This is a genomic window from Janthinobacterium sp. YR213, assembly GCF_900099875.1.
Lineage (GTDB): Bacteria > Pseudomonadota > Gammaproteobacteria > Burkholderiales > Burkholderiaceae_D > Janthinobacterium > Janthinobacterium lividum.
Genome location: NZ_FNDA01000002.1, coordinates 723364 through 734986, shown reverse-complemented (window position 1 = coordinate 734986; position 11623 = coordinate 723364). Strand labels below are relative to the sequence as shown.

Here is an 11623-nt window from a genome sequence, read left to right as displayed (position 1 = left end):
GGCCACAATTGAACACCCGTCTAAGGAAGATTCGACATGGCAGGACATAGCAAATGGGCCAACATCAAGCATAAAAAGGCTGCCACCGATGCCAAGCGCGGCAAAATCTGGACGCGCCTGATCAAGGAAATCACGGTCGCGGCCCGCATGGGCGGCGCCGACGCCATCACCAATCCGCGCCTGCGCCTGGCGGTCGACAAGGCGGCCGATGCGAACATGCCAAAAGACAACGTCCAGCGCGCGATCAACCGCGGCAGCGGCGGCGTCGATGGCGCCAACTACGAAGAAGTGCGCTACGAAGGCTACGGCGTGGGCGGCGCAGCCGTCATCGTCGAATGCATGACCGACAACAAGGTGCGCACGGTGGCCGAAGTGCGCAACGCCTTCAACAAGAATGGCGGCAACATGGGCAATGAAGGCTCGGTTGCCTTCATGTTCCAGCACTGCGGCCAGCTGCTGTTCGCGCCGGGCACCGACGAAGACAAGCTGATGGAAGCGGCACTGGAAGCGGGCGCCGACGACGTCATCGCCGATGAAGAAGGCGGCTTCGAAGTGGTCACTCCCGTGCACGATTTCGCCACCGTCAAGGAAGCGCTGGAAGCGGCCGGTTTCAAGGCTGAAGTGGCCGAAGTCATCATGAAGCCGGCGACGGAAACCGTCTACGCGGGCGACGACGCCATCAAGATGCAAAAGCTGATCGATGCGCTGGAACTGCTGGACGATGTCCAGGAAGTGTTTACGAACGCCCTGATCGAGAACTAAGCAACAACATCAAGGGCGGCACCGCCGCCCTGCAACCCACATTGAACGAACGGTACCTATGAAAATTCTGGTAGTCGGCTCTGGCGGCCGCGAACACGCCCTGGCCTGGAAACTGGCCCAGTCCGAACGCATACAGATGGTGTATGTCGCGCCGGGCAATGGCGGCACCGCGCGCGATGCGCGCCTGGTCAATCTCGACATCAGCGACCCGCAATTGCTGGCCGATTTCGTTCAACAGGAACACATCGGCCTCACGGTCGTCGGTCCGGAAGTGCCGCTGGCGGCAGGCATCGTCAACCTGTTCCGCTCGCGCGGCCTGAAAATATTCGGTCCGACGAAAGAAGCGGCGCAGCTGGAATCGTCGAAGGACTTCGCCAAGGCCTTCATGCAGCGCCACGGCATCCCGACAGCCGCCTACCAGACGTTTTCCGACGTCGCTCCCGCGCACGCCTACATCGACGCCATGGGTGCGCCCATCGTCATCAAGGCCGACGGCCTGGCCGCCGGCAAGGGCGTCGTCGTAGCCATGACCCTGGAAGAAGCACACCAGGCGGTCGACATGATGCTGGCCGATAACCAGTTCGGCGACGCCGGCGCGCGCATCGTCATCGAGGAATTCCTCGCCGGCGAAGAAGCGAGCTTCATCGTCATGTGCGACGGCAAGAACATCCTGCCGCTGGCCACCAGCCAGGACCATAAGCGCCTGAAGGACCACGACCAGGGCCCGAACACGGGCGGCATGGGCGCGTATTCGCCGGCGCCTATCGTCACGCCGGCCATGCATGCGCGCGTCATGCGCGAAATCATCGTGCCGACCATCCAGGGCATGGCCAAGGATGGCATCACGTTCACGGGCTTCCTGTACGCGGGCCTGATGATCGACGACAAGGGCACGCCGAAGACGCTGGAATTCAACTGCCGCATGGGCGACCCGGAAACGCAGCCGATCATGGCGCGCCTGAAAACCGATCTGGTGACCGTCATGGAGCACGCCGTCAACGGCACGCTCGACGCCGTGGAACTGGAATGGGACCGCCGCACGGCCGTCGGCGTCGTCATGGCTGCCGCCGGCTACCCGGACGATCCTGTCAAGGGCACATCCATCGGCGACATCCCGGCCGAAACCGTCGATTCCGTCACCTTCCATGCGGGCACCCGCATCGAAGGCGAACGCCTGGTCACCAACGGCGGCCGCGTGCTGTGCGTGGTGGGCCTGGGCGACAGCATCAAGATGGCGCAGAAGCAGGCGTATGAAACCGTGGAAAAGATCCATTTCGACGGCGCCCAGTACCGCCGCGACATCGGCTGGCGCGGTTTGAAGCATTGATCGCCCCATAACGATCACACGGCGGGCCGGCGCGGAATGCATCCGCCCCGGCCCGTTTTCATTTTGATCGCCCCACATTCCTCGCCATGACCATTCCACCCGGCCTTGCCGCACCAGACCGCGATGCCCCGGTGAGCCCCCTGGCATGGCTGACGCTTGCCTCGCTGCTCGTTGCCGGCCTGGCCTGGTACTGGTTCAGCAGCTATGCCGTACCACGCTGTGATACCAGACAAACCGTGGCCGCGGTCACGGATGGCAAATTCAGCCTGCACGCTATCAAGCAGGCCGGCTATGCCTGGTCGCAAAAAACCCGTGGCTGCCTGGCTACCGTCATCCAGGACGGCAAGCCGATGCAATACGCCTGGACCATTTCGCGCGTGGAAGGCCGCCGCAAAAGCCGGCTGGAGTATGACCATGCGCATCCGGGCATCGTGCAAGCGCGCTTTGCCGACATCGCCTGGCATGGCGGCTTTGCGCAGCAGGGCCAGCCCATCGGGCGCGATGGGCTGAAGAATGCGGTGCTGGCCGGCATGGATGCACTGCGCGGCAAGCCGCTCTACCATGTCAATCTCAACGCGGTGGTGTCGCCGCAGCACTACCGTGAAATCGGCGATATTGAAGCGCTGGGACCATGCAAGGCAGTATTGCCCGGCGTGATTTCCTGCCGCCTGCTGCTGGCCCGCAACGACCTTGCGCCCGCTGCCGCAACAAAGGTGCTGGCAGTGTCGGTGCTGCAGCAAGGCGACTTTACTTTCCAGCGCAGCGAGGATGGCAAGAACTGGTCGGTAACACCGCGGTTCAGGACAGAACTGGAGCAGGCGCAACTTCAATAGTGCGCTGGAGAAACGAGATTGCATTGTAAAATTTATCATCTTGATTCTTCACAAACCCACTCCCGATGACAAGCGATCCACCTGTGCCCACGCATACTTCCGTCGAGGCGCTGCATGTGCTGAAGCTGCTCACGCGCCGCCAGCGCGACGCGGCCGGCAATGGCTGGTCGGTGACGCCGCAATTTGCCGGCGAACCGCGCCTGGCCAAAGTAACAGAGTAAGTCCATGCATATCGAACCGCCCCACGCATCGCTGGGCCAGCTGCACCAGCTTGGCCTGATCACCGCGCAGGAACTGGACGAGGCCAACTCGGAACGCGATATCGCCGCCCATGAGCGCCTGCACCCGCCCGAGGATCCCGTCGACATGCCGGAACTGGCGCAGGACGCCGATCTGGCCAACACCCTGGGCTGGCTGCTGCTGACCGATCTGCTGCCCAAGAATGACTTCGACAAGCGCGTGGCCAAACTGCCACCCCGGCAACAGGCACTGGCAGCAGAGGGGGTGCGGCACTACAACCGCCGCGAGGTCGACGCCTTGTACGAGCTCGATTTGCTGAACCAGTTCCAGCGCGATGCGGCACACGCGGCGGCGCCAGCCGACCGCATGTTTTATACGCCCTGGATCGCCATGCGCTGGCTGGTGGCAAACAACATCCTGCCGACGGAGCAGTTCGAAGCGCTGGAAGTGCACGTGCGTGAACATGGCAGCGAACTGGCGCGCGACATCATGGAAGCGTCCAGGCTGCGCCATGGCCACGACCGCATCCCGTACAAGCGCCCACCGGCCTGGAAAGGCGCGCTGATCGTGCTGGGGCTGATCCTGGTCATGTCCGTCGTGTACGGCTTGCTTACCGGAAGCCTGCAGCCATGAGCACCGATCCACGCCTGCTGCCGCTGGCAGAACTGCTGCGCCTCGGCCTGATCACCAGCGACGAATACGACGATACGCTGGCCGAACTGGAAATCATCGACCTGCAGCGCGCGCGCAATGCCGCCGAAGACATTGATGTGCCGGAGCTGGCGATGAATGCCGACCAGATCGGGACGCTGGCCTGGCTGCTGAGCGCCGAACTCGTGCCCGAGGACCGTTTTTTCAAGATGCTGGGCAAGCTGCCCGCCGATGAGCCACGCCGGCAACTGGCCAGCGCCGCGCTGCAGCAGGTGAACCGGCAGGCGGTCGACGCGCTGTACCAGCAGAACCTGATCAACCCGTGGCAGCGCGACGCCGCCCACGACAGCCTGCCAGCCGGACACTTGGCCGCCACGCCCGTCGCGGCCTTGCGGCATATGCTGAAACAGGGCACGCTATCGCCGCTGCAATACCAGGAGCTGCAAGCGCGCACGCGCGCGCACGGCTCGCCGCTGGCGCGCGTGATCGTCGATGCTGCCGGCAAACCGCCGGTCCAGTATGGCCGGCGCGCCGCGCGCCCGTTCAACGTCCTGATGATAGTGCTGATGCTGCTAATGCTGATGCTCGTGGCGATTGTGGGGCCGTTGTGGTTCAAGCGCGAGCAGCCAACGCCTGCGGCACCGCTGGCGCAACCGGCCGACACGGTGGAACGCGACGACCGGCAGCAGCGTGCGGCGCAAGCACTCGATGCCGCCCGCCAGCCGGGCCATGAGAGCGTGCAATACGATGTCCATGTGGTGCAGGACAAGCCGCCTCGGTAAAGCAGGGCCGGCAACAGCAGCGCCGGTTTTGCTATCACAAAAATCCGTAACAGGGTACAATCCGTCCTTACTTTTTTATTTCGGCCTCGTCGGCCCACGCGATGTCGTCAACTCCCTCTCCTTCGGCCGTCAAGGCCTATTTGCTCGATTTGCAAAGCCGTATCGTGCAGGCACTCGAAGCGCAGGACGGCAAGCCCTTCCTGACCGATGCCTGGCAGCGCCCCGAGGGCGGCGGCGGCATTTCGCGGCTGATCGAGGAAGGCAATGTATTCGAGCGGGGCGGCGTGAACTTTTCGCACGTTACCGGCGCCGCATTGCCGCCATCGGCAGCGGCCGCGCGCCCTGAACTGGGCGGCAAGGCGTGGGAAGCGATGGGCGTGTCGCTGGTGCTGCATCCGCGTAATCCGTATGCGCCCACGGTGCACATGAATGTGCGGTTTTTCAGCACCGTCAATGCCGATGGCGAACCCGTATGGTGGTTCGGCGGCGGCATGGACCTGACGCCGTATTATGGCGACGCGGGCGACGTGAAGCACTTCCACCAGGTGTGCCATGATGCGCTGGCGCCGTTTGGCGACGAACTGCATCCGAAGTTCAAGCAGTGGTGCGACGATTATTTCTACCTGAAGCACCGGCGCGAAGCGCGCGGCGCCGGTGGCATCTTCTTCGACGATTTCAACGCCCTGGGCTTTGACGACAGCTTTGCGATGATGCGCAGCGCCGGCGATGCTTTCGTCAAAGCCTATGTGCCGATCCTGGCGCGCCGCAAGGACACGCCCTACGGCGAACGCGAACGCGATTTCCAGTGCTACCGGCGCGGACGCTATGTCGAGTTCAACTTGGTGTTCGACCGCGGTACCCTGTTCGGCCTGCAGTCGGGCGGACGCACCGAGGCGATCCTGATGTCGATGCCGCCCGTGGTCAAGTGGCGCTACGACTGGCACCCGGAAGCGGGCAGTCCCGAAGCGGCGTTGTATACTGACTTCCTCGTGCATCGCGACTGGCTGCAGGCGTGACCGGAGTTAGCACGACGCATGGCATCGCCGGCAATACCCCATGCGTGGCGCTGCTGGGCGGCAGCTACGATCCGGTGCATATGGGCCATGTCGCGCTGGGCACGCATTTTTCCAGCCTGCTGCACGCCGATGAACTGCGCGTGATTCCGGCCGGCGCGCCCTGGCAAAAGGGCAATCTGGGCGCCACCGGCCAGCAGCGCGCCGAGATGGCCGGCCTGGCGTTTGCCGGCCTGCCCGTGCCGGTCGTGATCGACCGCCAGGAAATCGAGCGCAGCGAACATGGCCAGGCCAGCTACACCATCGATACCTTGCGCCAGGTACGCGCCGAGCTGGGAGCGCGCGCATCCATCGTTTTCCTGATGGGCGCCGACCAGCTGCAGCGGCTCGCGACATGGCGCGAATGGCAGCAATTATTTGAATACGCGCATATCTGCGTCGCGGCCCGCCCCGGCTTCGCGCTGAATGACACCGCAGTGCCGCAAGTGGTCGCCGAAGAATTTTCGCGCCGCCTGGGGTCACTGGAAAGCATCCGCAACACGCCGCACGGTCTGACTTATCTGGCACAGGACTTCGCGGTGGATATCTCCGCCACCGAAATACGTGCGGCATTACAACGGGGGAATCGGGCAAACTCGCTTGTTTCCCCGCTAGTGCTAGACTATATTGAACAACATAATTTATACAAAAGCTAAATGGACATCAAAAAACTGCAAACCCTCGTCGTTGACGCCCTTGAAGACGTCAAAGGCCAAGACATCGCCGTCTTCGAAACCAGTCACCTGACCAGCCTGTTCGACCGCATCGCGATCGTTTCCGGTACCTCGAACCGTCAAACCAAGGCGCTGGCCGCCTCGGTGCGCAACAAGGTCAAGGACGCCGGCGGCGACATCATCGGCATGGAAGGCGAGGAAACGGGTGAATGGGTGCTGGTCGATCTGGGCGACATGATCGTCCATATCATGCAAGCGCCTATCCGCGCCTACTACCGCCTGGAAGAAATCTGGGGCGACACGCCGGTCAAGCTGGGTGCCGCCAAGCGCGCGCCGAAAAAAGCGGCCGGCGACGAGCCGAAAAAGGTCAGCGGCCATCTGGCAGCGAGCAAGGCCAATGTGGAAGCTTCGCCCGTGATCGAGAAAAAGACACCGGCCAAGAAAGCCACGGCCGCCACCGCCGCCAAGAAAGCCCCGGCGAAAAAAGCCACCGCTTCCAAAGCTGTCGGCAAGACCGTGAAAGTCGCGCCAACCAAGACCGAAGCGGCTGCCGTGAAAGCCTTGAAAGCGCTGCCGGAGAAAAAAGTGCGCGCCCCACGCGCGGCCAAGCCGGCAGCCGATGCTGCACCGGCAAAAACCGTGATCAAGCGTATCAAAAAAGTCGAAGCGTAAGCCTCGATGCAGCTCATCATCGCTGCGGTCGGCCATAAAATGCCGGCCTGGATAGAGACGGGCTTCGCGGAATACGCGAAGCGCATGCCGCCGGAATTGCGCATCGTGCTGAAAGAAATCAAGCCGGTGGAGCGTTCCGGCAGCAAGACCGCCGCCACGGCGATGGCGCTGGAACGCGAACGCATCGAAGCCGTCCTGCCCAAGGGCGTGCGCATCATCGCGCTCGACGAACGCGGCAAGGACCTGACCAGTGTCGGCCTGTCGCAGCAGTTGATGGCGTGGCAGCAGGATGGCCGCGACACCGCCTTCCTGATCGGCGGCGCCGACGGCCTCGATCCGCAACTCAAGGCACGTGCCGAAGGCATGCTGCGCATTTCCAGCATGACCCTGCCGCACGGCGTGGTGCGCGTGATCCTCGCCGAGCAGCTGTACCGTGCCTGGTCGATCACGCAAAACCACCCCTATCACCGCGTCTGAACTCCCCCATGAAAACGGCTGATCACAAGATCTACCTTGCCTCCAAAAGCCCGCGACGGCGCGAACTGCTGCGCCAGATCGGCATCGATTTCGAATTGCTGCTGCTGCGCAGCGACGGCCCGCGCGGCGCCGACGTCACCGAGGAAGTCCTGCCCGGCGAATCGGCGCTCGACTATGTCGCCCGCGTGTCGAATGAAAAAGCCGCCTTCGCCTGGGACCTGGTGCGCCGCCGCCACCTGACCCCGCGCCCCGTGCTGGCAGCCGACACCACCGTCACCATCGACGGCATCATCCTCGGCAAGCCGGCCGACCGCCTTGAGGCCGTGGCGATGCTGCAGCAGCTGTCGGGCCGCACGCACGAGGTGCTCACCTCGATCGCCGTGCACTACAAGGATTTCGCCGAGCAGCGCACGCAGGTGTCGCAAGTGCGCTTCGGCGTGCTCTCGCCGGCCTCCATCGCCGCCTACTGCGCCACGCCCGAGCCCTACGACAAGGCCGGCGGCTACGGCATCCAGGGCAGCGCCGCCCTGTTCGTCGAGCATATCGAAGGCAGCCATTCCGGCATCATGGGCCTGCCCCTGTACGAGACGGCGCAATTGCTGCGTGAAGCAGGTTTGCCCCTGCCCTGATCCCGGGTATGATGTCATTCGTCGCCTCCACTTCCCCGCCTCCATGAACGAAGACATCCTGATCAATATCACGCCGCAAGAAACGCGCGTCGCCCTCATCCTGCAGGGCGCCGTGCAGGAATTGCACATCGAGCGCACGCTCACGCGCGGCCTGGCCGGCAATGTGTATTCCGGCAAAGTGGTACGGGTGCTGCCGGGCATGCAGTCGGCCTTCATCGACATCGGCCTGGAGCGCGCCGCCTTCCTGCACGTGGCCGACATCTGGGAAGCGCGCGGCCACGACGGCCAGAATGCGACACCGGCGCCGATCGAAAAAATCCTCTTCGACGGCCAGGTGCTGACGGTGCAGGTGATCAAGGACCCGATCGGCACCAAGGGCGCGCGCCTGTCGACGCAGATTTCCATCGCCGGACGCATGCTGGTGTACCTGCCCCAGGACAAGCACATCGGCATTTCGCAGAAAATCGAAAAGGAAGCGGAGCGCGAGCAGTTGCGCGTGCGCCTGCAAAGCCTGCTGCCGCCCGATGAAAAAGGCGGCTACATCGTGCGCACCATGGCCGAGGATGCTTCCGACGCGGACCTGAAGGCGGACGTCGACTACCTGCGCAAGACCTGGAGCACGATCACGCACGGCGCGCGCACGCGTCCCGCCACCAGCCTGCTGCACCAGGACTTGAGCCTGGCGCAGCGCGTGCTGCGCGACTTCGTCGGCGATGAAACGGCCACCATCCAGGTCGATTCGCGCGAGAACTACGTCAAATTGCGCGAATTCGCGGAAATCTACACGCCCAGCGAACTGACGCGCTTGCAGCACTACACGGGCGAGCGCCCGCTGTTCGACCTGTATGGCGTGGAAGAAGAGATCCTGCGCGCGCTGGGGCGCCGGGTTGACCTGAAATCGGGCGGCTACCTGATCGTCGACCAGACGGAAGCGATGACCACCATCGACGTCAACACGGGTGGCTTTGTCGGCGGGCGCAACTTCGCCGACACGATTTTCAAGACCAACCTGGAAGCGGCGCACGCCATCGCGCGCCAGCTGCGCCTGCGCAACCTGGGCGGCATCATCATCCTCGACTTCATCGACATGGACAATGCCGAGCACCGTAACGCCGTGCTGGCCGAACTGAAACGCACGCTGTCGCGCGACCGCACCAAGGTTTCGGTGAGCAATTTCTCGCCGCTGGGCCTGGTGGAAATGACGCGCAAGCGCACGCGCGAATCGCTGGCCCACATCCTGTGCGAACCGTGCCCCGCCTGCGCCGGCAAGGGACAAGTAAAGACCTCGCGCACGATCTGCTATGAAATCCTGCGCGAACTGCTGCGCGAGGCGAAACAGTTCAACCCGCGCGAATTCCGCATCCTCGCCTCGCAGGAAGTGGTCGATCTGTTCCTCGAAGAAGAATCGCAGCACCTGGCCATGCTCGGTGATTTCATCGGCAAGAAAATCTCGCTGCAGGTGGAGAACGCCTACCACCAGGAGCAGTACGACGTGATCCTGATGTAGTCATGCCGGGCAGCACCGCCTTCTGGCGCGACCCGTCTCTCCCCCACGTGGAGAGCCGGCGCGCCTGCCACAGCCGGGCGTGCTACAAGCCGCACAGCCATCCCACGTTTTCCATCGGCGCCGTCGACTCTGGCGGCAGCATTTTTACGGGCAGCAAAGACGGCAAGGTCGCCCTCGGCAATGGCAGCCTGGTGCTGGTACCGGCCGGCTGCGTGCACGCCTGCAATCCCCTGCCTGACGCCCCGTGGAGCTACCAGATGCTGCATCTCGATGCGCGGTGGCTGCAGGCACACGCGCCGGCGCTCGATGGCGACACGGCGACGGTGTTGCGCTGCCCGCTACTGTATGCGCAGTTTTGCGGCATGAATGCGCTGCTGTTTTCAACGGCCGGCGCGGCGGAGAAAAATGCGGCGCTGCTGGCGTTCCTTGGCGCCTGCGGCAGCGCCTGCGCGGACGTGCTGCCGTCGGAACGCAAGCCGCTGCCCCAGCAGCTGGCGCCCGTGCTCGCGACGCTGCAGGCGCAGCCCTCGGCCAGCCTGCGGCAACTGGCGGAGGCGGCTGGCCTGAGCCCGTATCAATTGATCCGCGCCTTTCGCGCCGCCACGGGCCTGACGCCGCATGCCTACCAGCTAAATATGCACGTCAACCGCGCGCGCAGCCGCTTGCAGGAAGGGACGGCGCTGGCGCAGCTGGCGCATGAGCTGGGCTTTGCCGACCAGAGCCACCTGCAGCGCGTCTTCAAGGCGCATGCGGGCATCACGCCCGGGCGCTACCGCTAGCCTGCAATTTTCTTCAATACGCGCCGGCAGCAGCATTGCATACTCGCCTCCCTATCGTTACGGAGCGCAAGCCATGCAGGACTTTTTATTGATCGCCGCCGCCCACTTTCTTTCCCTGCTGTCGCCCGGTCCCGATTTTTTTCTGATCGCGCGCACCTCGCTGGCCCACGGCTGGCGCGCCGCCGCCGGCACGTGCATGGGCATTACCGTGGCCAATGCGGTGTTTATCGTGGCGGCATTTGGAGGACTGTCGGTGCTGCGGGCGGGCAGTACGGCATTCATGGTGGTGCGGCTGGCGGGATGCGCCTATCTGCTGTACCTGGGCTGGCTGTTCTTGCGCCATGCGGGCAAGAGCGGCCTGGATGCCAAGCCCGCCACCGGCAAGGCGCGCTGGCGCGGCGGTGTCGTGATGGGGTTTGTCTCCGCCATCCTGAATCCGAAAAATGCGCTGTTCTACGTCAGCCTGGCCACCGTGCTGGCCTCCAGGCAGACAAACACCGCTGCGATGGTCGCATATGGCGCGTGGATGGTCTTTGCCGTGCTGGCCTGGGATATGGCGGTGGCGCTGGCTATCGGCAGCACCGCCCTGCGGCAGCGCTTTGCGCGCGCGCTGCCGTCGCTGGAACGGCTGTCGGGCGCGATGCTGATCGTGCTGGCGGTGGTGCTACTAGCGGATCAGGCTGGCAGCGGATCCAGGTAAAACACGGCATACACTTTCAAGGGCGTGGTTTCCGTGGCCTTTTCCGAGCGCACGACGGAGCAATCGTCGGCGGCCAGGCTGCGCCAGTTCTGGATGCCGGCCTTGGCGAACATGGCGTGCGCGGGGGCATTCGCCGCCAGGTCCAGCACCAGGCAGGCGTTGCGCGGGCCGGCGCCGTAGTTGACGGCGCGGATTTCAATGCCGAAGGTCGTCATCCACGGTTCCCACAAGCCTTTTTCCTTGCCGGCCGCCATGCGCTCGAGCATCTCGCCAAACGTCAGGCCTTTCTTGACGGTATCGCGCAGTGCTTGCAGCGACGGCGCCAGGCGGGGATCGGGCTGCTTGTTGCCGGCGCGGATCTCGGCGATCGCTTTCAATTCCTTGATGATGGCCGCATCGCGTTCCGTGTAATCACGCATGCGCGCGTAAAACTCGGCATCGAGGAAGGGATTGACGGTCAGCTTGGCGACGCCCTCTTCGCGGCGTTTCGGGGAGGGCGTGTTGGTTTTGGTCATGGCGATGGAGGGCAAAATACGTT

General features: G+C 63.8%; 15 protein-coding genes. 14 read left to right on the top strand and 1 reads right to left on the bottom strand.

The features are described 5' to 3' along the window. Positions 1-36: 36 nt before the first annotated feature. The 14 genes from BLT98_RS12515 (at position 37) to BLT98_RS12455 (ending at position 11085) form a co-directional block, all read left to right on the top strand. Complete coding sequence (locus tag BLT98_RS12515) at positions 37-762, top strand: YebC/PmpR family DNA-binding transcriptional regulator (RefSeq protein ID WP_034786485.1); 726 nt, start codon at positions 37-39, stop codon at positions 760-762. 58 nt (positions 763-820) lie between these two features. Next, positions 821-2089, top strand: coding sequence for a phosphoribosylamine--glycine ligase (gene purD, locus BLT98_RS12510; RefSeq protein ID WP_070254269.1), 1269 nt, complete (start codon positions 821-823; stop codon positions 2087-2089). Between the two features lie 86 nt (positions 2090-2175). Continuing rightward, a complete protein-coding gene (locus BLT98_RS12505) occupies positions 2176-2922 on the top strand; it encodes a hypothetical protein (protein WP_092608122.1) in 747 nt (248 codons plus the stop codon). Between the two features lie 83 nt (positions 2923-3005). Beyond that, complete coding sequence (locus BLT98_RS29185) at positions 3006-3143, top strand: hypothetical protein (RefSeq protein WP_170846369.1); 138 nt, start codon at positions 3006-3008, stop codon at positions 3141-3143. A 4-nt stretch (positions 3144-3147) separates the two neighbouring features. Continuing rightward, entirely contained in the window at positions 3148-3795 is a 648-nt protein-coding gene (locus tag BLT98_RS12500; protein ID WP_092608119.1) for a hypothetical protein, read from the top strand. Then, positions 3792-4595: a hypothetical protein gene (locus BLT98_RS12495; RefSeq protein ID WP_092608116.1), complete on the top strand. Its 804-nt coding sequence runs from the start codon at positions 3792-3794 to the stop codon at positions 4593-4595. Before BLT98_RS12500 ends, BLT98_RS12495 begins: the two co-directional genes overlap by 4 nt. A gap of 101 nt (positions 4596-4696) precedes the next feature. Beyond that, positions 4697-5611 carry an oxygen-dependent coproporphyrinogen oxidase gene (gene hemF, locus BLT98_RS12490; RefSeq protein ID WP_034786480.1) on the top strand — a complete coding sequence of 305 codons (915 nt, stop codon included), beginning with the start codon at positions 4697-4699 and terminating at the stop codon, positions 5609-5611. A 44-nt stretch (positions 5612-5655) separates the two neighbouring features. After that, positions 5656-6303 (top strand): nicotinate (nicotinamide) nucleotide adenylyltransferase, encoded by a 648-nt coding sequence (gene nadD, locus BLT98_RS12485; protein ID WP_225317413.1) that lies wholly within the window; start codon positions 5656-5658, stop codon positions 6301-6303. Then, positions 6304-6993, top strand: coding sequence for a ribosome silencing factor (rsfS, locus tag BLT98_RS12480; RefSeq protein WP_034786479.1), 690 nt, complete (start codon positions 6304-6306; stop codon positions 6991-6993). A 6-nt stretch (positions 6994-6999) separates the two neighbouring features. After that, positions 7000-7470: a 23S rRNA (pseudouridine(1915)-N(3))-methyltransferase RlmH gene (rlmH, locus tag BLT98_RS12475; RefSeq protein ID WP_034747108.1), complete on the top strand. Its 471-nt coding sequence runs from the start codon at positions 7000-7002 to the stop codon at positions 7468-7470. A gap of 8 nt (positions 7471-7478) precedes the next feature. Next, entirely contained in the window at positions 7479-8099 is a 621-nt protein-coding gene (locus BLT98_RS12470) for a Maf family protein (RefSeq protein WP_034786478.1), read from the top strand. Positions 8100-8142: 43 nt separating this feature from the next. Next, on the top strand, positions 8143-9606 hold the full coding sequence (gene rng, locus BLT98_RS12465; protein WP_034747098.1) for a ribonuclease G: 1464 nt from the start codon (positions 8143-8145) through the stop codon (positions 9604-9606). Positions 9607-9608: 2 nt separating this feature from the next. Continuing rightward, positions 9609-10385, top strand: a complete 777-nt coding sequence (locus tag BLT98_RS12460; RefSeq protein WP_092608113.1) for an AraC family transcriptional regulator — start codon at positions 9609-9611, stop codon at positions 10383-10385. A 73-nt stretch (positions 10386-10458) separates the two neighbouring features. Beyond that, a complete protein-coding gene (locus BLT98_RS12455; protein ID WP_092608110.1) occupies positions 10459-11085 on the top strand; it encodes a LysE family translocator in 627 nt (208 codons plus the stop codon). Here the strand turns inward: BLT98_RS12455 and BLT98_RS12450 are convergent. After that, positions 11061-11600 carry a hypothetical protein gene (locus BLT98_RS12450; RefSeq protein ID WP_226939445.1) on the bottom strand — a complete coding sequence of 180 codons (540 nt, stop codon included), beginning with the start codon at positions 11598-11600 and terminating at the stop codon, positions 11061-11063. The genes BLT98_RS12455 and BLT98_RS12450 overlap by 25 nt on opposite strands. Positions 11601-11623 lie beyond the last annotated feature (23 nt).